Here is a 22,385-nt window from a genome sequence, read left to right on the forward strand (position 1 = left end):
CTTCCCCTTCAATGCTTGACGACCAACACGTGATAGACGCCATCCTCATTCTCGACCCCGTGGGTATCGTGCCCAAAGCCGGGGAAGCGCAGGTCGTAGCTTTCGAGCGCCTTGAGATAACCGATCAGTGCCCCGCCTTTGGGACCGGCATTTTCGCCCGGCATCATCAGCGGGATGCCCGGGGGATAGGGGACGATCCCTGTCGCCAGCGTGCGGCCCGCGACCTGATCAAGCGCAACCTTCTCGATATTGCCGCGGACCAGCTGCTCATAGGCGGCGACAGGGCTCATGTCGGGCTTGGGGAGGATGCCGAACGCCTCGGACATCATCCGCGTCGTCTTGAGGTCGCCCATCGCGGCGAACATCAGGTCGGCAAGCTGGCGCAGTCCCATGCCCGCGTAACGATCGGGATGATCGGCGACGAGGCTGGGGATCGCGCGATCGAGCGGGCAGTTCGCGTCATAATCCTTGCGGAAATCGAGCAGCGCGTTGACCAGCGTTCCCCATTTACCCTTGGTGACGCCTAGCGAGAACAGGAAGAGGATCGTGAAGTCGGTGGTTTTCTCGCCGACTATACCGCGCGCCGCCAGATAGGCGGTAACGATGCTCGCGGGAATGCCGACCGCGCGCAGATCGCCCGTCGGGTCCATTCCGGGGGTCAGGATCGACACCTTGATCGGATCGAGCATGCAATAACCAGGCTCGATATTCCCGAAGCCGTGCCATTCGGCGTTGGGCTCGAGGTACCAGCACGACGGCTCGGTCGCCAGATGTTCCGGATCGGCTTCGTGGAAGGCGACGGTGCGTCCGCGCGCGTCTGGAACCTTGGCTGGCTGCCACAGGTCGAAGAACCAGCTATTGTCCTCCGCCATTTGAGCCGACAGTCGCGCCACCATCTGGCGAAACGCAATCGCCTCGCGGATCGATGTGCCGGTCAGTTTTCCGCCCGACGAATCCATCATCGCCGCCGACACATCGTTGGACGCGATGATCGGATAACAGGGCGAGGTCGATGCGTGCATCATGAACGCTTCGTTGAAGCGGGCATGGTCGATCGGGTTGCGGCCGTCGCGAACATGGATCATCGACGCCTGCGACAGCGCCGCGAGCAGCTTGTGCGTCGAATGGGTTGTGAAGACGGTCGGCTTCGACCGATCGCGCGTCGCCGGTTCACCGTGCATTCCGAAGCGTTCGCGATAAATCGGGTTGAAGCGCGCATAGGCGTACCAGGCTTCGTCGAAATGGAGCCGGTCGACGCTTTCGCCCATCAGTTCCTCGACGCGCGCGACATTGTAGCAAAGCCCGTCATAGGTCGAATTGGTGATGACCGCGTGGACCGGCCTGGCATCGGGACCGATCGGCACCAGTGGATTCTCGCTGACCAGCAGGCGCAGCGCGGCGGGGGTCAGTCGCTCGGGCGGGATCGGTCCGATGATCCCCAGCGCGTTGCGCGTCGGCATCAGGTAACACGGGATCGCGCCCGACAGCGTCATCGCATGTTCGACAGACTTGTGGCAGTTGCGGTCGCACAGCGCGACCTGGTCACGTGTCACGCTCGCCATCAATATTACGCGGTTCGATGTCGACGAACCATTGGTGACATAATAGCTCCGGTCCGATCCAAAGACCTTCGCGGCATAGCGTTCGCCCGCGCCGATCGCCCCGCTATGGTCCAGCAGCGAGCCGAGTTCGCCGACCGAAATCGACAGGTCTGACCGGAACAGGCTTTCCCCGAAAAACTCGAAGAAGGCCCGTCCGACGGGCGAGGTCAGAAAAGCGGTGCCGCCAGTATGTCCCGGGGTGTGCCAAGAATATTCATAGGTCCGCGCGAACTCGACGAGACCGGCGAACATCGGTGGCAGGACTGTCGAGCGATAGCGTTGCAGCGCCGCGAAGACGCGCCCGCCGATGAAGTCGGCAGTGTCCTCGAGCAGCCAGATAAAATCGTCGGCCTTGGTCATCGCGTCGGCCGGGATCGTTGAGGCCACGCTGCGGTTGGCGAGCAGGAAGATTGGCACGTCGGCGTTGAAATCGCGCATCGCGTCCAGGATCGTGCGCGCCGCCTGATGCTCGTCGCCTTTGCTCAGATCCCAGTCGAGTAGCAAGCATTGGATCGAGGGATCGGTCGAAACGATCGCAAGCGCGTCGTCGACGGCCGAAGAAAGCACGACTTCGATCTCGCGCCGTTCCAGTTCATCGACCAGGGCCGCCATCGCGCGTCCCGCAGCTGATTCTTCGCCAAAATTCTCGCGGACCAACAATGCCCGCATCGCCAACCTCAGGCTCGATTGTGAAGACATGCTGCGCTTCCTTTCTGCTTTGGGACCGGAAAATGGAAAACGGAAAAGCGTGGGGCGCTTAGCGCGCCTTCTCCGATGATTGGGTAGGGCGCGCGTCGTGCGCTTGCGATGAATGAAAATGACACAGCGCCGTGGGCATCCCACGTGCGAATCGATTCGGATTCGAATAATCCGAAAGAAGGCTTCTGGCGTTCATGGGCTCCCATTCAAGAACTTCATGATTAAGCAGTTGCGCGACTATCGCCCGAACTGATCACAGTTTTAATACATTGTCATGTCATTCTCAGAATACTGCATCGTCCGCCGCGCTGCTGGCGGACTTCTGGAAGCAGGCCAGAATGACCATCATGACACCTTCCGTCGCAATATGCGACGATATGACGCGCCTGCCGCGCTCGTTACGGCAAAGGGGGTTCGATCTCACGGGAGAATGTGGCCCGAAGGGCCGGATGGGGCAGCACACCGTACTCTGAAAATGGTTTGCGCCGCTCATTGCCTGTCGGCATCGTCTCCCCGCAAGCGGCGGGAAGGGAGCTACACCGCGTTCGTCAGGCGTACAAATTCCTCGACGCTGAGCGTTTCGGCGCGTCTCGTCGGATCGATGCCCGCGCGCTCAAGCAAGGCCTCGCCGCCCAGGCTTTTCACGCTCTGCCGCAACATCTTTCGGCGCTGGCCGAACGCGGCTTCGGTGACGCGGCCGAGTTTCTTCACGTCAGTGGGCAGGGGTGTCGCGCGCGGCTCCAGATGCACCACCGAAGAGGTGACCTTGGGCGGCGGCGTGAAGGCCTGGGGCGGCACGTCGAAGGCGATCCTGGCTTGCGTGCGCCAGCCGGCCAGCACGCCAAGCCTGCCATAGGCATCGCTGCCAGGCGCGGCGACGATGCGCTGGGCCACCTCACGTTGGAACATCAGCGTCATCGAGGCGTAGAAAGGCGGCCAATCCATCACAGTCAGCCAGCGGACGAGCAATTCCGTGCCGATATTGTAGGGCAGGTTGGCCACAATCCTCACCGTGCCATCATCTCCGCCTGCTGCCGCGGCGAGGACGGCGAAGTCGGTCTTCAGCGCGTCGCCTGAAATCACCTCCAGCCGACCGGGATAGTGAGCGGAGACTTCGGCCAGTGCCGCCAGGCAGCGCTCGTCACGCTCGATGGCGACAACCCGGCGGGCGCCGTTGGAAAGCAGCGCTCTTGTCAGGCCGCCAGGCCCCGGACCAACCTCGATCACCGCGGTGCTTGTCAGGTCGCCGGCGCTGCGTGCGATCTTGCCCGTCAAATTGAGATCGAGCAGGAAATTCTGGCCGAGCGCCTTTTTCGCCTGTAGCCCATGGCGCTCGATCACATCGCGCAGCGGCGGCAGCCCGTCGATGCTCATGCGTTCGGACCGGAAACGGGAGCGCTCATGCGGCCGCGGCCTTGTTGTCGATGTCGGCGAGCCGTCTGGCGAGCTTCAACGCGGCGATCAGGCTATCGGGCCGTGCAATGCCCTTGCCGGCGATGTCGAAGGCCGTGCCATGGTCGGGCGACGTGCGGATAAAGGGCAGGCCGAGCGTGACGTTGACCGCCTCGTCGAAAGCCAACGCCTTGGCCGGGATCAAGGCCTGATCATGATACATGCACAGCGCGACATCATAGCCCGCCCGCGCCCGGGCATGGAACAGCGTGTCGGCCGGTAGAGGCCCGAAAGCATCGATGCCCTCGGCGCGCAGGATGTCGACCGCCGGGCGCACCACACGTTCGTCTTCCTGGCCCATGGAGCCGCCTTCGCCAGCATGCGGATTGAGGCCGGCAATGGCAAGCCTCGGCCTGGCGATGCCGAAGCGGCTGGCGAGGTCTGTGGCGGTGATGCGCGCGGTCGCCACGATCAATTCGGTGGTCAGGGACTTCGGCACCTCGGCCAGCGCGATGTGGATGGTGACGGGAACGGTGCGCAGATCAGGGCCTGCCAGCATCATGACCGGCGTCACGTCGACACCACCGTGCCGGGCCGCCAGATGCGCCAGATATTCGGTATGGCCGGGAAAGCGGAAGCCGGCATCGTAGAGCGGCTTCTTGGCGATAGGGCAGGTGACCATGGCAGCGGCGTCGCCAGCGAGGCAGGCGGCGACCGCGCGGTCGATCGCCTCGATGGTGCCGGCCGCATTGGCCGGATTCGGCCTGCCGGGGCTGTCGATGAACCGGGCGGCCAGTGAAACGACCGGCAGGCTATCGACGAAAACTTGCGCCGTTTGCGCCGGCGTTGTCTCGACGATCGGCACCGACACGCCGAGGTGGCTTGCCCGCGATGCGATCAGCGCCGGATCAGCCAAGAGATAGAAGGCAGGCAAGCCGACTGCCTCGCGCGCCAGGAAGGCGGTGATAGCGATTTCGGGGCCGATGCCGGACGGATCGCCAACGCTAAGCGCCAGCGCGTTCATCGCGCTGCTCACGTCAGCGCTTGACGATGCGGGCTTTCGCCTTCAGCTCGTCTACATATTTCTTGCTGAGATCGTCGGCCGCCTTGTCGTTGGAGCCTTCGCTCTGGAACACCATCTGGGCAGTCTTGTCGTCGGACACTTCGCGCGACGAGCAGATGCCGATGAACTCGACGCCGCGCTCGGTTTCGCGCGTGACAGTGGCGCCGCCAACCTTGGTGGCCTTGATCTGCTCGGCCCAGTCCGGCGGCAGTTGCGGCGCCAGCACCCGGCCCAGATCGCGAACGGTGACGTCGATCAGGCCCTTGGCGAACTCGCGCGTCGTGTTGCAGCCGTTGAAGCGGGCGCGCATGGCGTCAGCCTCGCGCTTGCGCTTGGCCAGCGTCGCGCTGCGTTCGGCGGCCGGCACGACGAAGATGACCTGCTGCAGCATGTACTCGGTGGCGCTTGGCTTGGCCCCACCCTTGTCGAGCATGCGCCTGACCGCGTCCTGCTCGGTCACGCTGCCGCCTTCTCCGGAACGGTAGCGCGCGCTCAAGGCCTGGTTCCAGGCCATCTGGGCGCGGATGAACTCCTTGAAGTGTTCCTTGGTGACTCCGGATTTTTCCATGACGCCGTCGAGCTGGCTGAGTTGCATCTTGTTGCCGGAAGCAAAGCGCTGATAGGCTGCCTCGACCTGCGCGTCGCTGATGCGGATGCCAAGCCGCCTGGCCTCGGCAAGACGCAGCGTCTGATCGATCATTTCCTGGGCGGCGTCGCCCCCCTTCTTGTGCTGCAGTTTCAGGAAGGCGGCACGATGCGCGATATCGCCTGACGTGATTGGTATGTCGTTGACGACGTATTTGATCTCGCTGGCGAAGGCCGGGGGCGTCATGACGGTCATCGACACGGATGTCGCCGCCACAAGCAGCGCGAACCCTGCTGAAAAGAGGTATTTCCTCATCATTAGCATCCCAATTCTATCCCGGTTCCGCCCAATTTCGTCCTCTTCCGGGTGCGCGAATCCGTGCCAGCCCTATGCGGCGAAACGATGTCGCCGGCTACTGGATGGTGTCGATCGCGCTGGTCGACGAGCCGAAGTCGCCGAGGGTGCGGAACGACAGATTGAAGCCGATGCTCTGTGTCACTTCCCTGGTGTTCAGGTCACGCGACTGCGAGTACGTCATCAGATAGGTGAAGCAGGAATCGTTGTAGGCGAAGCCGATCCCATCCTTGACCAACAGGCTTTCCTGCAGGTCGTAGGTTCCTGTCCCGAAAACGCGCCAGTTCTCGGCAAGGTGGGTGGACGCACCCAGCGTCACCTCATGACGGTCGGTCGTGAAGCCATAGAGCGGCTGGGCCTGGATGAAGGCGTATTTGGCACTCAACGACACCGGCAGGCCTGAATAGGCTGCCTTCACCTCGGCGCGGCGAACCTCGAAGCTCTGCTCGTCGAAGCGACCGCTGATGGAAGCCGCGAATCCGTTCGGGCTGTTGATGCCGAACAGGCCGACATAGTCGGACTTGGTGTCCTGAAGGCCCGAATAGGCGCCGACATTGACCAGATCCGGCGCCGCGAAGGAGTTGTCCCCGCCAATCTGGTAGGACTGGCCGAAAATCGCATTGGTACCCCAGCCGTTGATATAGGAGCCGGAATAGCGGAAGCCGACATTGGCGCGCGAACCGCCTTCCACGCGGTCGTAACCGGAGAACTTGTCGCGTTCGAAGAGCGTGGTTGCATCGAACACCATGCTCTGGGCGTCTTCATTCGGGACGGCGAGGCCGCCGACATACTGTTCGTTCGGACGCAGGAACACCTGCGCCATCGGCTCGATGACATGGCTCGACCCGCTGGCCATCGAAAACAGCATCGGCCAACGCATTTCGAGGCCCGCTGTTGCCATGTAACGGGCAAACGACGAACGCATGTTGTCCTGCTGGCCCAAATTCGTCGCCATCTGGTTGACGGCGGCGAGCGATCCAGACGACGCGTTGAGGTAGTCCACATCGCCCTGCAGCGCCAGCAACGGAGTCAGCACCAAGCCGTCGTCGGTGATGAATGACCGCTTCCATTCCGCTTCGGCCGTGAGACGGCTGGACTCGCCTGCGATGCCGCGTACGCGCTGCACCGGCGTGCCGGCATTGTATGGCGTCTCGAAAGCCTCATCGAGATCATCGCGGCGGATCACCCGCGTATTGACGTTCATCGACAACTGACCGCCCGCGATGGACGCATCGGGGATATATGCATAATCCAGCGAGGGCAGCACCCAGGGCTGCTGGCCGCTGCGTGCCGCCGGATTGCCGTTGAGCGTATTTTCCTGGACCTCGAAATGCATGGCACGCACGTCGAAATAGTTACGGCCATTGAGACCGGTCAGGTAGACCGACGACTGATGGACGGCGGCATTGTACTTGTCGATGTTGTAGGTGTTGGAGAAGTTCTTGTCTGTCTGCAGCAGCACGTCCCAGCCGAAATTCCAGCGTTCGTTGATCGCGAACTGTCCCTGCGTGCCCATCATGCCGCGGAACTTGTTCGGGTCGCCCGCGGCGCCGGAATCGACGTTGCGGCCAGCGCTGTCGATGAAGGCGTCGGGATCCTGCTGCTGGATGCCGGCCATCTTCAAACTGTATTGGCCATTGTTGAAGCGCTGCCGCCACTCGGCCTCTCCGAGGAAGCCCTGCTTGGTGTAGCCGCTTCCCGACACCGTCAGGTCATAGGTCGGCGAAAGTGCGAAATAGTAGGGAACCTTGACGCTGTATCCCAGGTGGCTGTTGTAGCTGATGCTGGGGATCAGGAAACCGCTCTTGCGCTTCACCGTCGGGTCAGCGATCTCGAAAGCCGGCAGGTAGGCGAGCGGAAAGCCGAAGAACTCGAAATTCGCATTCTCGAAGCGAACCGTCTTCTTTTCGCCGTTCCAGATGATCTTCCTGGCCTTCACGCGCCAGGTAGGCGCTTTGTCGGGCTTGTCCTCGCACGGCTCGCAGGCGGTGTAGACACCATTGTGGAAGGTGGTCAGCACGCCGCCCATGCGCTCGGCGCTTTCGGCGGCGAAATAGGCCTTGTCTACGGTTTCGACGCGAAGCGCATTGACGAAGCCGTCGGCGAAATCGTCGGTGATATCGATATGCTGCGAATTGATCTTGGTGCCGTCGCTGTTGACGATTTCGACATTGCCGCTGGCAACCATCCGCTTGGTGTTGCGGTTGTATACGACCTTCTGGGCGACGAGGCGGTTGCCGCCATAGTCGATCTGGACCCCGCCGATAGCGGTCACGGTCTGGTTGTCGTTGTTGTACTCGAGCGTATCGGCCGCGAGCAGCATCTGCGAGCCGGACGGAACCTTGGTCGCCACATCGCCGACGTCCTGCGCGAACGCAGGCAATGGAACGCCGCAGGCAAGCAGGCACGCCAAGGCGCTCGCCGCATAGAGGCGCGCCAACCTGGCCTGCCTGTTGCTGGGCAAAAACGCCTCCCTCACTAGCCGTCTTCCTTGTATAGCAGGAAAGTCACCCCGAAGAACATAGCTACCACAACTGGCACCCAGGCGGCTATGGCAGTCGGCACGAACCCCGCCACGCCGAATGCCTTCACCAGCACAGAAACGACATAAAGCAGAAACCCGGCAACGACGCCACCCAGAATCATCGTTGCCGATTGTCCCATCCTCGCAAATCGCATTGAAACTGTTGCCGCAATCAGCGTCATGGCGACGAGGAGGAACGGCAACGCCACCAGCGAATCAAACTGCATGGCAAAGGCATTTGCCTTGAGGCCGAAGGAACGGGCAACCTCGATTTTTCCGGGCAGGTCGTAGAATGGAATGGTCTCCGGGCGCGCCAGCCGCTCCTGCACGAATTCCGGCTTCAGATTGGTCGGCACACGATCGCTCGCGGCGGGCTGGATGGTGCCGTTCTTGAAGGTCTTTACGTCCTGCAAGTCCCAATAACCGTCCCGCAGGTAGGCACGCGCGGCATCCTTGCGCTCGACGATATTGCCTTGCTGGTCGAGGACGAAAAAGACGGCGTCGGCCATCTCCAGACCCTGGTTGAGGATGGCCCGCGCACCGATGATGGTGTCACCAGAGCCGGTTTTCTGACGAATCCAGGGAGCGGCATCGGCCGAAACCGTGTTCGATTTGCCGGAGCGCAACTGGGTCTCGATCTGCTCCGACAAGGAGAAGGCGTGCGCGGCCAGCGGATTGATGAGCCCGACCGACACGAAGCCGAACAGCAATGCTCCGATGCAGCATGGCAAAAGGAATTGCCAGGCGGAAACGCCGGCGGAACGCGCGATGACCAGCTCGTAGCGGCGGTTGAGGGACACCAGCGTTGCCATCGCCGAGAACAGGCCGACAAATGGCACCGTCTGCAGCATGATCATCGGCATCCGAAGGCCCGAAATGGCCACGGCCGTTCCATAGGTGAAGCCGGGCAGGCCGGTGGTGCGGCCGGACAGTTCTGTGAAATCGATCAGGAACACCAGCGCCAGCAGGCCCAGGAAGAACCAGATCGTGATCGTCACGTAACGGAAGAAGAAGTAACGGCCCAGTGTCCAGCCCATCAGCCGACCCCCTGACCTGAAGTGCCGCGCCGCGACCAACGCAGCTTGAGGGCGTTCCAGCCGTCACCGAAGCGGCTGGCCAGGTTCGTCATCCAGTCCGCCCAGGCCACCGGCAGTTCCATGGTGCGGTTCGACACGATGAACCAGATGGCAACGGCGGAAGCCACGATCGGCACGCCATAGACCATATAGGCGTATTGCGGGATCTCATCCGCCTTGCTGGCGGCGAAGAAGCCCAGCCAGCGCACGAACAGGGATATGGCGATCGCCGTGATCAAGGGATTGACGCGCGCCTCGCGATGCGAGCGCGCGTCGCCGGCGACCGCGAGCGCGATCAGCGCGAACACCATGGAATAGGTCCATTCCGAAAATCGCTGGTCGATCTCGGCCCTGTATTCCTGCGGTCTCTGCTGGAAATTCTTGTCGTTGGGGCTTGGATTGAGCAGGTACTGGGTTGTCTGGTCCTTCGGCAGCAGCGTCACCTCGGAGGCCGCCGCCATGAACGCCGACATGTCGAAGGCATAGGAGGTGAACCGAATGACGCTGAGGTCGCCGGTCAGCGTTTTGCGGTGGATGACGCCGTCATTCATCATCAGCACCTTCTCGCCGCCGCGTTCGACGATGCTGCCCGTCTTGGCATAATAGACGAGATTGACGCCTTCCTCACGCGAATCGGCGACGAAGATGCCGCCCAGCCGATTGTCCGGAAGCCGCTCGCCAATCTGCAGGAACAGGCCGTCCTCGATCTTGCGGAAGGTGCCTTCCTGGATGATCAGCGACAACAGGTCGGCGCGCGACTGCGCCACCAGGGCGCGGTTCTTCTGCCTTGCATAGGGGTCGATGCCATTGTCGACGGCAAAGGAAAAAACGCTGGCCGCAAGCGCGAGAAGCATGATTGGCCGCACGATCGTCCAGCGCGAGGCGCCTGCCGCGTTGACGACAGCGAGTTCGGAATCCGAATTCATGACACTGAGTGTCTGGGCAACCGCTACCACCAGCGCGAAAGGCACGACGATCGGTATTATCGAGGGAAGAATGAGGGCGGCGACCTCGAAGAAGGTCAGCGACGACTGGCCACTGTCGGTGACAAGGTCGATCTTGGCCAGCACCTGCGTGGTCCACACGATGGCCAGCGTCCAGACCAGCGCTGCCAGGAAGACCACGAAAGCGCGGCGCATGATGTAGCGTTCAACGACCTTCATGAAGGCTTTACTCGATTTTCTCGAACGGCATCATGCCACCACGCTCAGGGTAGCTGTCCGGCGACGACCGCACAACTGGCTCCGATGGGCTCGATCAGGCAGGCGATCCGGTTCCCGTCCCACGTCGCGTGCCGCAGTGAACCGGAGTGTCGGAGGGAATGGATAAGAAAGGGCGAACATCGATGGTTAACAACATGTTGCGGCATGAAGCGGGGCCGTGCCGCGACGAATCGCCATCGATTCCGTGTGTCATATGGGTAGCCATTTTGGCAAAGTCTTGCCAAATGCCGGAAAACGACCAAATGTCGCGGATCGCCTCAAACCGCTTCGCGCATCATCGCGCAATCCCCGAAAGCAGGACATGATGAATCCGAGACCGTCGATCGCCTTTGCAAAATTTGCCGCGCCCCAGACGGCGGCGGGCAGGAAGGGCACGGTCTTCGTGCTGTCGGCGGATGACGGCAGCCTGAGCGACGCCGCCTCGGCGTACGATCCCGGCAAGACGCTGGAACGGGCTTTCCCGGTGGCCGAGTTCACGGGCAAGTTCGCCGGCGTCGTCGAGGTTCTGGCGCCGCAGGCAACGTCGCTCGACAGGCTGGTCGCGATCGGCGCCGGCAAGGCGTCGGGGCTCGACGAATATGCCTGGCTGAAACTGGGCGGCACCATTGCAGCCTCGTTGCGCAAGGCAACCGACGTTGCCGTCGTGATCGACCTTGCCGGCGCCTCGCCTGACGGCAAGGACGCGGCCAACCTTGCGGCTGGTCTCCTCCTGCGCGGCTATTCCTTCGACAAGTACAAGACCAGGAAGGACAAGGATGACGCAAAGGCCGATCCGAAGAAGTCGGTCAAGATAACCATCCACACTGCTGACCCGGCCGGCGCCAGGAAGGCTTTCGCGGATGCCGAGGCGGTGGTCGACGGTGTGCTTCTGGCGCGCGACCTTGTCAACGAACCGGCAAATATTCTGGGACCGGTCGAGTTCGCTGCCCGGGCCAAGGAGCTCGAGGCGCTCGGCGTCAAGGTCGAGATCCTGACCGAGAAGGAGATGAAGAAGCTCGGCATGGGCTCGCTGCTCGGCGTTGCGCAAGGCTCGCCGCGCGGCGCGCGCATGGCGATCATGCAGTGGAACGGCGGCAAAGCCAAGGACAGCCCGATCGCCTTCGTCGGCAAGGGTGTCACCTTCGACACCGGCGGCAATTCGATGAAGCCGGCGTCGGGCATGGAGGACATGAAGGGCGACATGGGCGGCGCTGCCGCGGTAACCGGGCTCATGCACGCGCTGGCCGCTCGCAAGGCGAAAGCCAATGTCGTCGGCATCATCGGTCTTGTCGAGAACGCCGTCGACGGCCATGCCCAGCGCCCTGGCGACATTGTCACCTCCATGTCGGGCCAGACCATCGAGGTGCTCAACACCGACGCCGAAGGGCGTCTCGTGCTGGCCGATGCGCTGTGGTACTGCAACGACCGCTTCCAGCCGAAATTCATGGTCAATCTGGCGACGCTGACCGGCGCCATCATGGTCGCGCTCGGCCTGCATTATGCCGGTCTGTTTTCCAACAATGACGAATTGGCGGAGAGGCTGGCGGGGGCGGGGCAGGCGACTCAGGAGCGGCTGTGGCGCATGCCGCTCGGGGTCGAATACGACAAGCTGATCGATTCCAAGAACGCCGACATGAAGAACATCGGCGGCCGCTATGGCGGCGCCATCATCGCCGCGCAGTTCCTGCAGCGCTTCGTCAAGGATACGCCCTGGGCGCATCTCGACATTGCCGGCACCGCCATGGGCGCGCCATCGAGCGAGATCAACCAGTCCTGGGGTTCAGGCTTCGGCGTGCGCCTGCTCGACCGGCTGGTGCGCGATCATTACGAAAGCTGACCTCGATCCATGGCCGACGTGCTGTTCTACCATCTGACCGAATCGACGCTGGAGGATGCGCTGCCGGGTCTGCTGGAGCGCAGCGTCGATCGTGGCTGGCGCGCCGTGGTGCAGACCGGCACCGAGGAACGGCGCGACGCGCTCGACCAGCATCTGTGGACCTTCCGCGATGATTCGTTCCTGGCGCACGCGACCGATCGCGAGGCTTATCCCGGGGAGCAGCCTATCCTGTTGACCACCGGCGACGGCAATCCCAATGAAGCCAGGATAAGGTTCCTGGTCGACGGCGCGGCGCCGCCCGATCTTGCCGGCTACGAGCGCGCCGTGTTCCTGTTCGACGGCCATGACGCCGGCCAGGTCGAGGCGGCCCGCGCGCATTGGAAGACGATGAAGGACGCGGGCCATGCCGTGACCTACTGGCAGCAGACATCTGACCGCCGCTGGGAGCGCAAGGCCTAGGTTTCAGCGCAACGGCAGACATGGCGACCAGGTCGCAATCGGGTGTCGGTGCATGGGCTGCCCATGAAGAGACCCGCCCTTTGGCGGGTCTCTTAGACGATTACAACCGTCATCGGCTGGTTCGCCACTTCACCGATTTCTTCTTGCCTGCGGGGCTTATTGCCCGCCCATTTCCTTCTTGAACGTTTCGAAATCGACCTGCATGCCATTGAAGATGGTGCTCCAGTGGCGGGTCAACGCAGCCATTGTCACGGCTTCCTGGATCTCCTCGTCGGTGGCGCCGGCGCGCTTGGCGTCCTGCGTGTCCTCCCAGATGCAATAGCTGCACGGGATCTGCGCCGCCACCGCCAGCGAGATCAGCGACTTGACCTTTGGCGGCAGTGCCGTCTTGTCGCTGAGTTCGATGGCCTTGACCTCGGCCCAGGCACCGGGCAGACCGGCTTTGGGAAACTGCTTCACAAAGCTCGGTACGCCACCCATGGTCGACTGGATATCCTTGAGGGTCGCATCATAGTCGTCGGCATGAGCAGGTGCCGCGGCCAGCGTGAGTGCACAGCCGGTAGCGGCGAGCAGGAAGGTCCGGCAGATGGAAGAAGGCACGGATGAAAGAATGCGATAATCGAACATGACATTCTCCTCTGGTTTTTCCAAGCCTTACGGCGTAAGGTGATGTGGAAAATGAACCTTACAGTGTAAGTTGTCAAGCGGCGCCATGGACTCATCGATAAAAAAAGCTGGAACACGTGGCCGCCTGTCGCGCGAGATGATCGAGGACGCGGCCTTCGAGGTGATCGAGAAGGAGGGGCTCGCCGGCTTTTCCATGCGCAAGCTGGCGGCGGCACTCGGTTGCGAGGCGATGAGCATTTACCACCACTTTCCTTCGGTGGCGCATTTGCACGAAGCGCTCGTCGACCGGTTGATCGGTGCGCTTGAGATGCCCGACGCCAGCCTCCCATGGCGGCAAAGGATGCGCATCGCCATCGAGGATTTTCGTCGCATCGGCCGAGACCATCCCGCCTATGCCGCCTTCTTCGTCACCTACCGTATGAACTCGCCCATTTGCCTTGCCTGGCTGGACGGCATTATCGGCCTGTTCAAGGATGCCGGCTTTGACACCGAACTCAGCGCGCGGCTGTTTCGCGCCGTCGGCTATTACTTGATGGGCGCGGTGCTGGACGAGAACGCGGGCTACGCCAGGGGCCCGTCGGCTGTGAACACGGTCAGCAACGAGCAACTGGCCCGGGATTTTCCCTATGTCACGGCGGCCGGGCGCTTTTTCGGCACCGCCGAATTCGACAAGACATTCGAGCTCGGCCTCGACATGCTGCTGGACGAAATGGAACGCCTGCGTGACGGTGCCGGTACTGGCAAGTTGCCCGGCGAGGCATGATTGCCAAGGCATGACTACAAGGTGACTGTCTGAATGCGCTTTCTGTTTGTCCTGATCCTGCTCGCCGGCACCGGCATCGGCCTCATCTATCCTTGGGCGATGACCAATTTTTCAGGCCGTGAGATCGGCACCTGGCGGGTCTATGGACAAGGCCGCTTCAAACCAGTGACCGTGTCGCTCTCGAGCCGCGATGCGCCGGTGCGCGTGCTGGTCGACCTGACCGCGAGAGCCGAGCGCATCGTTTCGCAGCAACACACGGTGTTGACGCTGACCGCCGCCACCAATGGCCGCACGGTGCTTGCGTCGACGTTGCGGTTCAACCATGTCGACAACCCGCGCCAGGTCAGCCCGCAACTGCCCGACAAGATCTTTCGTGACGAGGCGGGCGTCATCGCGACCGTCAGTCCCGGCCCTTATGTCTTCACCGTCGGTCCGGGCGATGCCGAGGACATACCGATGCGGGCGGTCGACCTTGTGCTGCGTTCCGGTGTCGGCGAAGCCGACCGTCGTGCGCGGCCGGTCGGCCTCTCGCTGATGGTGGTCGGCCTGATCGGCTTCCTGCTGTCCCTGCGTTCTGGTGGCGGCCGGCCGGACAATCCGAACTCGCAACCGCCGCCGCCGCGCTGGGGCAGGGGACCCAAGTGAACTATCGCCACGCCTACCACGCCGGAAATTTCGCCGATGTCGTCAAGCATGTCGTGCTGACGCGTCTGCTCGACTATCTCAAGCAGAAGGACAAGGCTTTTCGCGTCGTCGACACCCATGCCGGCATTGGCCGCTACGATCTGTCGTCGCTCGAGGCGCAGAAGACCGGCGAATGGCAAGGTGGCATCGGCAGGCTGATCGATGCCTCGTTCGACGCCAGGGCGGGCGCGCTGCTGGCGCCCTATCTGGAGGCTGTGCGGTCGCTCAATCCCGGGAACGGCGTGAAGAAATATCCGGGTTCGCCGATGCTGGCGCGCCATCTCCTGCGCAAGCAGGACCGGTTGTCGGCGATCGAACTGCACCCGAAAGACTCCGCCAAGCTGAAGGCGGAATTCGCTGGCGACTTCCAGGTGAGGGTGATGGAACTCGATGGCTGGCTGGCGCTCGGCGCGCATCTGCCGCCGAAGGAGAAGCGCGGCCTGGTCCTCATCGATCCGCCATTCGAGGAGGAGGGCGAGTTCGGCCGCCTGGTCGACGGGCTCATAAGGGCGCACAAGCGCTGGCCCGGCGGCATTTACGCGCTGTGGTATCCGATCAAGGATCGCAAGGCGATCATCGCCTTCAGGAAGGCGCTGAAGCAATCCGGCATCCCGAAAATCCTCGACATAGAGTTCGAGATCCGACCGGCCTCTTCCGAACCCAGCCTTGATGGCAGCGGCATGGTGGTGGTCAATCCGCCCTTCACGCTGGAAGCCGAATTGCGGACCGTGTTGCCGGCACTGCACAAATTGCTCGCGGTGGAAAAGCCGGCGCACTGGTCGGTGGAATGGCTGGCCGGGGAGCAGGCGGGAACGGCTTGAACCCTGTCGGCCGAGGCGCCGCTATGCTCGGGTGGCGGCCAGTGCCGAAGGCGTGATGCCGGACAGCCGCCTGCTTTCACGTATCAAATGGGCCTGATCCGCATAGCCGGCCTCGACCGCCAGTACGGCGGTCGAGTCATTGCTGAATGTCCGCCGCAGACGCCGGAATCGATGGAAGCGAAGGATGCGGTCGAGCGTCTTGGGGCCATAGCCGAAACTTTCCTCGAAACGGCGACGCAGCGACCGCTCGCTCATATGCAAGCTGCGCAGCAGGAACGGCACCAGCGGCTTGCCGGCCGGCAGCCCCCGGTCGATGACGTCGAATGCATTGCCCATGACCACATCGGGCGCACGGTGTTCTTGCGTGTATTCCCCGATTGCCTTCTCCAATTGTCCCGCCAACTCGGCAAGATCGGGCGTGGCCCGCACATGGCATGCCAGATGGCGCGCCCTGGTGCCCCAGAAGTCACCGAGATCGAGGCGTTCTCCAACGATCCGGTTGGCCGGCACGCCCAGCCACGCGGCGGCCGCCCCCGGCCGGAATCTGAATCCGACAATCGTTGCTCCTGACGGCAATATCTCGATCTGCGGCTCCCGGTCCGGCCCCGCGACCCGGAACCGGCCATCGATCCACTGCAGGTCGATCGTCGCATCCGGCGTTATCACGACAGGTGGGGCGTCCTGGTCCTGCATGCGGTGGACCCAGACGGGCGCGAAGACGGCACCCAGCCGCCTGTCTGCCGGGCGTTCCTGGAAAAAACCGGTGGTCTGCGCCAGTACCGCTTCCATCCCTTCAGTCATAATCCGTCTGCTTGGCTGGCAATCGCAGGCTCGCCGCGCGATCCGCTCTCTCTGCCATTTTGGCCGAAATCTTCAATGCGCGCCGCTCCGGCAATGGCAAATCACGTGAAGCCTTCCGCTGGCATTAGCGACCGCATCCGCGCTGACGTCACCGCGTAAGTCGTGAATATAGAAACGTGAATATAGAAAGGAGAAATCAAAATGAAAGCTCGCATCAGTGTCGTCACCCTTGGTGTAGACAATCTGGAGGCGTCGCTCGAATTCTATCGAGACGGACTTGGGCTTCCGACCGAGGGCATCATCGGCAGGGAGTTCGAGCATGGCGCCGTGGCCTTCTTCGATCTGCAGGGCGGCTTGAAGTTCGCGATCTTCGAACGTCCCAACATCGCCCGAGACGCCGGCATCGGCCAGACCGGCCGCAGCCCGACCGAGTTCACCATCGGTCACAATGTCACGAGCGAGGCCGAGGTTGATGCCGTGATGGCGCAGGCCGTCAGGGCAGGCGCGCGTCTCGTCAAGCCGGCCCAGACTACGTTCTGGGGCGGCTATGCCGGTTATTTCCAGGATCCGGATGACCATCTCTGGGAAGTCGTCTTCAACCCCGCCTTTCTTCCGGAAGACTGATACTGGAAGGAACGCGCAGCCGGCAGGTACGTTGGTAGACGCTCCAGCTCGTTTCTGGAAACCATTGTCTGAGCAACCGCTTGACCGACGCCAAGCGAATCCGCACAGTGCGCGCAATCGACCTTGAGAGGCTGTCATGACTCGCTTCGCCAAATCCGCACTTGCTGCCCTGATTTCGCTCTGTACCCCGCTCGCCGCGCCTCTTGGCATTACCCATGCGGTCCAGGCGGCTGACCTTGGCGTCTATTCGGAGGACGATGGCGGCGTCTGCGGCCAGCCCTGGGTGCTGAGCAAGATCACCTCCCGCTTCTCCTACCAGGTGCATCATGTGCCCCATCTGCCGGATGTGCAGATCATCGATTTCCGGCGTATCCATCAGCACCGCTATCTGCCGGCCGACGACACCTGGCCGATCGGCCGCCGCTATTGCGGGGCCACCGTCAGCCTGTCCGACGGGCGCGACAGGTCCATCTGGTACCTGATCGAGGAAGGTCAGGGCTTTGCCTCGATCGGCGACAATGTCGAATTCTGCGTCTCGGGCTTCGACCGCTGGATGGTCTATAACGGCCGCTGCCGCGTTCTGCGCTAGACGCACCCTTCCGATTCTCGATTCCCGTTAGCGCCTGCGGCTTGATCAGCCGCAGGCGTTTTTCGTGCCGCGTTGACAGAAGGTGAAATCCATCGCATAGGTATGAGACAGACCTGTCTCATCACTTGGTGCGTATCATGACACCGCCGCCTGTCTCCGACAAACGCCAGCACGTCGTCGAAACCGCTTATGCGCTGTTCAAGCGTGCCGGCTTCCATGCCACCGGGATCGACCGGATCATCGCCGAAGCCGATGTGGCCAAGATGACGATGTATCGCCATTTCCCCAGCAAGGATGAGCTGATCGTCGCCGTGCTCGACTACCGCGCCAGGCGCTTTGACGATCAGCTCGACCAGCTTGCGCGGGAGAGCATGACGCCGGAGCAGAAGATCGCCAGGATTTTCGACTGGCATGGCCGCTGGTTCCGCAGCCCGGATTTCCACGGCTGCCTCTTCGCGCATGCGCTGGCCGAGTTCGGCGATCCGCGGCATGCCGTATTCAAGGCCGTCGCCAGGCAGAAGGACGGCTTCAGGCAGCGCATGCGATCGATGCTCGCGCAGGTGATGCCGCGCGGGCGCGCCGAAAACGTGGCGGCAACCTTGTTGATGCTGATCGAAGGGGCCACCCTGATGGCGCAGATGGGGCAGGCGGATACCGCCCTTCGTGAAGCCCGCAAGGCCGCCCTGGATATCGTCGCCGCCTCGCGCAGGCCGCAATGAGCCCGCTGGTCGTCGGGCTCGCGCTATTCGCGGCGATCCTGCACGCAAGCTGGAACGCTTTCCTGCGAACGGGCGCCGACAGATTGTGGACCGTCACCGTGATGAGCTTCTCCAGCACGGCGCTGGCCATTCCCCTTGCCGTCTTCAACGGTTTTCCCGCCACATCAGCCTTGCCCTATGTCGGGCTCTCGGCCTGCCTGCAGGTCGGCTACAGCGTGTTTCTGGTGGCCGCCTACAGATATGGCGAATTGGGACAGGTCTACCCGATTGTTCGCGGCAGCGTGCCTCTGCTCGTCACCCTTGGCGGCCTCCTGCTGGCCGGCCAGCAGCTCACCGTTCTGGAGACCGTCGGCGTTGCCCTGGTCGGTGGCGGCATCATGGGTCTTTCGCTCGGACGAGGAAGAGCCGCCACGACATCGATCCTCTATGCGCTGGCGACGGGAGCAATCATCGCCGCCTATGCGACTGTCGATGCAATCGGCGTTCGCGCGGCGGGCAATGTCGGCGCCTACACCGCCTGGGTCCTGCTGGCCTATGGCGTATTGCTGCCGGCGACCTTCGTCGCCAGTCGTGGCCGGCTTGCTTTCGACCCGCGGGCGCCGGAAACCTGGAAGGCACTTGGCGGCGGCCTGTTCTCGCTTCTGGCCTATGGCGTCGTGGTGACGGCCTTCGCGCTCGGACCTGCCGGTCCGATCACCGCGATCCGCGAGACCAGTGTCGTCTTTGCGGCTTTCATCGGCCGGCTGTTGCTCGGCGAGACGCTGACGCCCCGGCGGGTCGGCGCCTGCGCCGTCGTGGTGCTCGGCGCCATCTGCCTGGGCTATCAGCCGTGACGAAAATCCATGCGCCTTGCCTGCATGCGGGCCGCCGCCGTCGTCGCGACGCGTCAACGGTGTTCGCTGAATCTATTTGCCGCGCCGCGTTGCCTCCGCCTGATCGATGATCTTGCGAAGGAAGGCTATGTGGCCGCGAAAGGCCCGCCGCCCGATCGTTGTTGCCTTGACCCGTGTCTGCGGCCGTCGACCGACGAAAGCTTTTCAATATCGACATAGCCCGCCCTGGCCAGCGTATCGAGGTGTGCCCCGAGATTTCCGTCGGTGGCTTCGACCATGATCTTCAACTGGGTGAACTCCAGTGCCTCGCGCCTTTCCAGCGCGTTGAGGATGGCCATGATCCTGAGTCGCGTACTCTGGTGGATGATGTCGTCGGCGCTCATCGATGGGCTCCAATGCGGCAAGCCTTGGACTGTCATGTGGCACGGCGCTCTCGGGAAGCGGCGCCGTCACTTGCCTCTTGCGCGATCGCAAAGCGCGATCATCTCTTGCAGAATACTCTGCTTTGCAGAGTTATCTGTCAATTGGAGGTACGGATGCGCGCTTGACAAGGTGATCCTCGGATCGGTCTTCGTATCGTGCTCGTGATCCCCATAGATCGCTCGCTTGCTGAAGATGATCGCGTTGATGAGGCGGTAGGTCATGATATTCACGGCCGGCGATCATGCCTAAAGCTGCTCGCTAGTCTTCGCAGTTCGGTGATGGGTTCGCATCGAGAATGCCGATGTCAAATTGTCGGCGGTATCAGAAGATCAGCGACGGATTTTTGCGATGATGAGTGCGATCGCGTCTCGATCTCAACGAAAATTTAAGCTGAGAAAATCATACCATTGCTTCGCTGGCTAGCGAGCCGCGAGTCAGATATGCATTGCGCGCCGGGGTCATTCACGGCCATCGGCATAACGTGAAGGGGCATGACATGGCTAAGCAGTCATCTAAAGCGCCGGCATCCAAAGCACCGGCAAAGAAAGCACCCGCAAAAGCAGTCGCGGCGAAGGCCGCAACGGCAGTTAAGAAAGCAGCGCCCGCGAAGGCGGCGGCAAAGCCCGCGGCGAAGGCAGCACCGGCCAAGAAGCCGGCAGCGGCCAAGGCTGTGGCGAAGCCAGCAGTGAAGAAGGCGGCGCCCGCCAAGGCAGTGGCGAAGCCCGCAGCGAAGGCAGCACCGGCGAAGAAGCCCGCGGCCAAGGCGGCGGCAAAACCCGCGGCCAAAAAGGCAGCTCCCGCCAAGGCTGCGGCAAAGCCCGCCGCGAAGGCTGTGGCAAAGCCCGCCGTGAAAGCAGCGGCAAAGCCGGCAGCGAAAGCAGCAGCGGCCGCTACAAAGCCCGCGGTGAAGAAAGCCGCCGCGCCGAAGGCCAAGGCAGCGCCTGCGAAGGCCAAGGCTCCGGCCAAGAAGTAGACCGGTCGTTGGGGCGTCGCGTGTCCTTCGGGGCTCGGCAAGGACGCTCTGACGCACTGGATTGACGCAAGTCCGGCAGCGGGTTCAGCCCTCGGGGCTGAACATCGGGATGAGACCGAATGGGGCAAGCAAAGCGAGGCGCCGGTTGGCTGCCTCGCTCGCCCGTCGGACTGTCTCCTTGCCGCGCTTGGCGAAGGCCCCGGCGCAGTGCCTGGGTTGGTGAGATGGAATGCAGGTCTGAATACTATCAACTTGTCGCTCGCTCGTGTTTCCGGCGTACCCCTCTGTAGGCTGATGCCTGGGAAGGAAACCGCAACCGGTTTCTGGCAGTTCTTTTTTTGTGCTCTGGCGGTTGATCGCAAGTGATTGTCCAGTCAACACTGGACGTCCGCAACCAGGAAACCGATCATGCCGAAGCTGCTCTACGCATCCACCTCTCCCTACAGCTCCAAGGTCAGGATGGCTGCGGCCTATGCCGGGATCGTGATCGATCTGGTGCCGGTCAAGACCGAGGACCGACCGGCCGAACTGATCGGTGCCAATCCGCTCGGCAAGATCCCGGTACTGGTGCTCGATGACGGCCGTTCGATTCACGACAGCCGCGCCATTACCCAGCACCTCAACCGGATTTCGAAGAACGCGTTGTTTCCGCGCAATCCCGACAAGCGGCTGGAAGCGGAAGTGCTGGAGGCGCTGGCCGACGGCATTTGTGATTGCGCGCTGTCGATGGTCTACGAGCGCCGCACGCGGCCAGACGAGATGGTCTACCAGCCCTGGCTCGACCGCCAGTGGGCGAAGATCACGGCAGCACTCGACCTGCTCAACGCCAATCCGCCGAAACTGCCGAAGAAGATCACCGCAGGCCAGATGGCATTGCGGGCTTGCCTCGGTTACCTCTCACTGCGCTTTGCCGGCAAATGGGAAAAGGGCCGCGGCCGGTTGACCCGCTGGGCGGCGCGTTTCGACGAGAAATTCCCGGAGTTGAAGTCCGCGATCCCGGGGTGACCGGCGGCCACAAAAAAAGCCGGGCGCGAGGCCCGGCTTTTTCGTGTCGTGGCTTGAACGACTTAGAACTTCATACCGACGCCGAAGGTGACGCGGTTGTCGGTGGCCTTGACCTTGCCGATACCGTCGAAGCTCTTCGAGCCGAAGTCGGTGTAGCGATACTCGACACGGCCGAACACATTGTCGGTCAGCTTGATGTCGGTGCCGACGCCGGCGGTCCAGCCGAGCATCGTAGCGCGGTCGCTGGCCGGAATGTCGGAGTCATCAACCTTCAGGCTTTTGCCAGCGAGACCGCCGGTGCCATAGAGCAGGATTTCCGGGGTCACGGCGTAACCGAGACGGGCACGCAGCGAACCTTCGAAGCCACCCTTGGAGTGGATGCCGTTGTCGTCACCCTTGACGCCGTTGTAGCCGAGTTCGGCTTCACCGCCGTACACGAAGTTCTCCTGCTGCCACTGATAGCCGCCGAAGACGCTGCCCACAAAACCCTTGGTATCGGTTTCGAAGCCGAGATCCTTTTCCTTGGTACGGCCGGAAAAGCCATAGCCGAGGTTGATACCGGCATAGGGGCCGGCCCAGGATGCGACGGGCAGTTCGGCAACCGGAGCGGGTGCCGGCGGCTCTTCCTGAACGACGTCCGCGGCATAAGCGGTTCCACCGAGGGCGAAGAGCCCGAGCGCGACGGCCAGCGGCCGTGCGAATTTGAGATTGGCTTGCATTGTTCTTTACT

General features: G+C 62.5%; 22 protein-coding genes and 1 pseudogene. 10 read left to right on the forward strand and 13 right to left on the reverse strand.

Translation table 11 applies throughout. The annotated features are described in order from the left end of the window. Positions 1-8 precede the first annotated feature (8 nt). The 7 genes from AC07SZ_RS02130 to lptF form a co-directional block, all read right to left on the reverse strand. Positions 9-2,300, reverse strand: coding sequence for an Orn/Lys/Arg family decarboxylase (locus AC07SZ_RS02130; RefSeq protein ID WP_494913105.1), 2,292 nt, complete (start codon positions 2,298-2,300; stop codon positions 9-11). A gap of 534 nt (positions 2,301-2,834) precedes the next feature. Beyond that, positions 2,835-3,674, reverse strand: a complete 840-nt coding sequence (gene rsmA, locus AC07SZ_RS02135; protein ID WP_056563226.1) for a 16S rRNA (adenine(1518)-N(6)/adenine(1519)-N(6))-dimethyltransferase RsmA — start codon at positions 3,672-3,674, stop codon at positions 2,835-2,837. A gap of 25 nt (positions 3,675-3,699) precedes the next feature. Continuing rightward, positions 3,700-4,716 carry a 4-hydroxythreonine-4-phosphate dehydrogenase PdxA gene (gene pdxA, locus AC07SZ_RS02140; RefSeq protein WP_494913106.1) on the reverse strand — a complete coding sequence of 339 codons (1,017 nt, stop codon included), beginning with the start codon at positions 4,714-4,716 and terminating at the stop codon, positions 3,700-3,702. A 13-nt stretch (positions 4,717-4,729) separates the two neighbouring features. Continuing rightward, positions 4,730-5,665: a peptidylprolyl isomerase gene (locus AC07SZ_RS02145; RefSeq protein ID WP_056563219.1), complete on the reverse strand. Its 936-nt coding sequence runs from the start codon at positions 5,663-5,665 to the stop codon at positions 4,730-4,732. An 88-nt stretch (positions 5,666-5,753) separates the two neighbouring features. Next, positions 5,754-8,174, reverse strand: a complete 2,421-nt coding sequence (locus tag AC07SZ_RS02150; RefSeq protein ID WP_056563217.1) for an LPS-assembly protein LptD — start codon at positions 8,172-8,174, stop codon at positions 5,754-5,756. After that, on the reverse strand, positions 8,174-9,259 hold the full coding sequence (gene lptG / locus AC07SZ_RS02155; protein WP_171883365.1) for an LPS export ABC transporter permease LptG: 1,086 nt from the start codon (positions 9,257-9,259) through the stop codon (positions 8,174-8,176). The genes AC07SZ_RS02150 and lptG overlap by 1 nt, the downstream gene beginning before the upstream one ends. Continuing rightward, positions 9,256-10,458 carry an LPS export ABC transporter permease LptF gene (lptF, locus tag AC07SZ_RS02160; protein ID WP_056563211.1) on the reverse strand — a complete coding sequence of 401 codons (1,203 nt, stop codon included), beginning with the start codon at positions 10,456-10,458 and terminating at the stop codon, positions 9,256-9,258. The genes lptG and lptF overlap by 4 nt, the downstream gene beginning before the upstream one ends. A gap of 364 nt (positions 10,459-10,822) precedes the next feature. Here lptF and AC07SZ_RS02165 point away from each other — a divergent pair, with 364 nt between their 5' ends. Continuing rightward, complete coding sequence (locus AC07SZ_RS02165; RefSeq protein ID WP_494913107.1) at positions 10,823-12,334, forward strand: leucyl aminopeptidase; 1,512 nt, start codon at positions 10,823-10,825, stop codon at positions 12,332-12,334. Positions 12,335-12,343: 9 nt separating this feature from the next. Next, positions 12,344-12,793 carry a DNA polymerase III subunit chi gene (locus tag AC07SZ_RS02170; RefSeq protein WP_056563208.1) on the forward strand — a complete coding sequence of 150 codons (450 nt, stop codon included), beginning with the start codon at positions 12,344-12,346 and terminating at the stop codon, positions 12,791-12,793. A 156-nt stretch (positions 12,794-12,949) separates the two neighbouring features. On the opposite strand, the gene AC07SZ_RS02175 is transcribed toward AC07SZ_RS02170, so the two are convergent. Then, on the reverse strand, positions 12,950-13,420 hold the full coding sequence (locus AC07SZ_RS02175) for a carboxymuconolactone decarboxylase family protein (protein WP_056565539.1): 471 nt from the start codon (positions 13,418-13,420) through the stop codon (positions 12,950-12,952). 85 nt (positions 13,421-13,505) lie between these two features. On the opposite strand from AC07SZ_RS02175, the gene AC07SZ_RS02180 reads away from it, so the two are divergent. The 3 genes from AC07SZ_RS02180 to AC07SZ_RS02190 are packed head-to-tail and all read left to right on the forward strand — an operon-like array spanning position 13,506 to position 15,688. After that, positions 13,506-14,183 (forward strand): TetR/AcrR family transcriptional regulator, encoded by a 678-nt coding sequence (locus tag AC07SZ_RS02180; RefSeq protein ID WP_494913108.1) that lies wholly within the window; start codon positions 13,506-13,508, stop codon positions 14,181-14,183. A gap of 33 nt (positions 14,184-14,216) precedes the next feature. Beyond that, positions 14,217-14,828, forward strand: a complete 612-nt coding sequence (locus AC07SZ_RS02185; protein ID WP_494913109.1) for a hypothetical protein — start codon at positions 14,217-14,219, stop codon at positions 14,826-14,828. Further along, positions 14,825-15,688 (forward strand): 23S rRNA (adenine(2030)-N(6))-methyltransferase RlmJ, encoded by an 864-nt coding sequence (locus AC07SZ_RS02190; protein WP_494913110.1) that lies wholly within the window; start codon positions 14,825-14,827, stop codon positions 15,686-15,688. Before AC07SZ_RS02185 ends, AC07SZ_RS02190 begins: the two co-directional genes overlap by 4 nt. 21 nt (positions 15,689-15,709) lie before the next feature. On the opposite strand, the gene AC07SZ_RS02195 is transcribed toward AC07SZ_RS02190, so the two are convergent. Further along, a complete protein-coding gene (locus AC07SZ_RS02195; RefSeq protein ID WP_494913111.1) occupies positions 15,710-16,489 on the reverse strand; it encodes a helix-turn-helix domain-containing protein in 780 nt (259 codons plus the stop codon). A 201-nt stretch (positions 16,490-16,690) separates the two neighbouring features. On the opposite strand from AC07SZ_RS02195, the gene AC07SZ_RS02200 reads away from it, so the two are divergent. The 4 genes from AC07SZ_RS02200 to AC07SZ_RS02215 all read left to right on the forward strand — a co-directional run bounded on the left by AC07SZ_RS02200 (position 16,691) and on the right by AC07SZ_RS02215 (position 19,254). Beyond that, entirely contained in the window at positions 16,691-17,113 is a 423-nt protein-coding gene (locus AC07SZ_RS02200; protein ID WP_056563193.1) for a VOC family protein, read from the forward strand. A 136-nt stretch (positions 17,114-17,249) separates the two neighbouring features. After that, positions 17,250-17,702: a hypothetical protein gene (locus AC07SZ_RS02205; protein ID WP_056563190.1), complete on the forward strand. Its 453-nt coding sequence runs from the start codon at positions 17,250-17,252 to the stop codon at positions 17,700-17,702. 137 nt (positions 17,703-17,839) lie between these two features. Then, the gene (locus AC07SZ_RS02210; RefSeq protein ID WP_056563187.1) at positions 17,840-18,421 is read left to right on the forward strand and encodes a TetR/AcrR family transcriptional regulator; all 582 of its coding nucleotides are present in this window, start codon (positions 17,840-17,842) and stop codon (positions 18,419-18,421) included. After that, the gene (locus AC07SZ_RS02215) at positions 18,418-19,254 is read left to right on the forward strand and encodes a DMT family transporter (RefSeq protein ID WP_056563183.1); all 837 of its coding nucleotides are present in this window, start codon (positions 18,418-18,420) and stop codon (positions 19,252-19,254) included. The genes AC07SZ_RS02210 and AC07SZ_RS02215 overlap by 4 nt, the downstream gene beginning before the upstream one ends. Before the next feature lie 72 nt (positions 19,255-19,326). On the opposite strand, the pseudogene AC07SZ_RS02220 reads toward AC07SZ_RS02215, so the two are convergent. From AC07SZ_RS02220 to AC07SZ_RS02230, 3 genes and pseudogenes are all read right to left on the reverse strand, one after another. After that, a pseudogene (locus AC07SZ_RS02220) lies at positions 19,327-19,637 on the reverse strand (transcriptional regulator). A 66-nt stretch (positions 19,638-19,703) separates the two neighbouring features. Continuing rightward, a complete protein-coding gene (locus tag AC07SZ_RS02225; protein ID WP_056563177.1) occupies positions 19,704-19,898 on the reverse strand; it encodes a hypothetical protein in 195 nt (64 codons plus the stop codon). A gap of 241 nt (positions 19,899-20,139) precedes the next feature. Then, positions 20,140-20,610 (reverse strand): hypothetical protein, encoded by a 471-nt coding sequence (locus AC07SZ_RS02230; protein ID WP_494913112.1) that lies wholly within the window; start codon positions 20,608-20,610, stop codon positions 20,140-20,142. A 448-nt stretch (positions 20,611-21,058) separates the two neighbouring features. Between AC07SZ_RS02230 and AC07SZ_RS02235 the strand changes: the two genes are divergently transcribed. Further along, positions 21,059-21,655: a glutathione S-transferase gene (locus AC07SZ_RS02235; protein ID WP_056563171.1), complete on the forward strand. Its 597-nt coding sequence runs from the start codon at positions 21,059-21,061 to the stop codon at positions 21,653-21,655. Between the two features lie 62 nt (positions 21,656-21,717). Here the strand turns inward: AC07SZ_RS02235 and AC07SZ_RS02240 are convergent, their stop codons facing one another. Beyond that, positions 21,718-22,374 (reverse strand): outer membrane protein, encoded by a 657-nt coding sequence (locus AC07SZ_RS02240; RefSeq protein ID WP_056563168.1) that lies wholly within the window; start codon positions 22,372-22,374, stop codon positions 21,718-21,720. Between the last annotated feature and the right edge of the window lie 11 nt (positions 22,375-22,385).

The sequence above is a fragment of the Mesorhizobium sp. GW821-FHT07A06 genome, from assembly GCF_059419085.1.

Coding starts and splice junctions, on each gene's coding strand:
- AC07SZ_RS02205 (WP_056563190.1), top strand. CDS start 17,250: ATGACTCGCTTCGCCAAATCCGCACTTGCTGCCCTGATTTCGCTCTGT.
- AC07SZ_RS02225 (WP_056563177.1), bottom strand. CDS start 19,898: ATGACCTACCGCCTCATCAACGCGATCATCTTCAGCAAGCGAGCGATC.
- AC07SZ_RS02240 (WP_056563168.1), bottom strand. CDS start 22,374: ATGCAAGCCAATCTCAAATTCGCACGGCCGCTGGCCGTCGCGCTCGGG.
- lptF (WP_056563211.1), bottom strand. CDS start 10,458: ATGAAGGTCGTTGAACGCTACATCATGCGCCGCGCTTTCGTGGTCTTC.
- AC07SZ_RS02185 (WP_494913109.1), top strand. CDS start 14,217: ATGCGCTTTCTGTTTGTCCTGATCCTGCTCGCCGGCACCGGCATCGGC.
- AC07SZ_RS02175 (WP_056565539.1), bottom strand. CDS start 13,420: ATGTTCGATTATCGCATTCTTTCATCCGTGCCTTCTTCCATCTGCCGG.
- AC07SZ_RS02170 (WP_056563208.1), top strand. CDS start 12,344: ATGGCCGACGTGCTGTTCTACCATCTGACCGAATCGACGCTGGAGGAT.
- AC07SZ_RS02130 (WP_494913105.1), bottom strand. CDS start 2,300: ATGTCTTCACAATCGAGCCTGAGGTTGGCGATGCGGGCATTGTTGGTC.
- AC07SZ_RS02165 (WP_494913107.1), top strand. CDS start 10,823: ATGAATCCGAGACCGTCGATCGCCTTTGCAAAATTTGCCGCGCCCCAG.
- AC07SZ_RS02195 (WP_494913111.1), bottom strand. CDS start 16,489: ATGACTGAAGGGATGGAAGCGGTACTGGCGCAGACCACCGGTTTTTTC.
- AC07SZ_RS02210 (WP_056563187.1), top strand. CDS start 17,840: ATGACACCGCCGCCTGTCTCCGACAAACGCCAGCACGTCGTCGAAACC.
- AC07SZ_RS02145 (WP_056563219.1), bottom strand. CDS start 5,665: ATGCTAATGATGAGGAAATACCTCTTTTCAGCAGGGTTCGCGCTGCTT.
- AC07SZ_RS02180 (WP_494913108.1), top strand. CDS start 13,506: ATGGACTCATCGATAAAAAAAGCTGGAACACGTGGCCGCCTGTCGCGC.
- AC07SZ_RS02215 (WP_056563183.1), top strand. CDS start 18,418: ATGAGCCCGCTGGTCGTCGGGCTCGCGCTATTCGCGGCGATCCTGCAC.
- AC07SZ_RS02235 (WP_056563171.1), top strand. CDS start 21,059: ATGCCGAAGCTGCTCTACGCATCCACCTCTCCCTACAGCTCCAAGGTC.
- pdxA (WP_494913106.1), bottom strand. CDS start 4,716: ATGAACGCGCTGGCGCTTAGCGTTGGCGATCCGTCCGGCATCGGCCCC.
- rsmA (WP_056563226.1), bottom strand. CDS start 3,674: ATGAGCATCGACGGGCTGCCGCCGCTGCGCGATGTGATCGAGCGCCAT.
- AC07SZ_RS02200 (WP_056563193.1), top strand. CDS start 16,691: ATGAAAGCTCGCATCAGTGTCGTCACCCTTGGTGTAGACAATCTGGAG.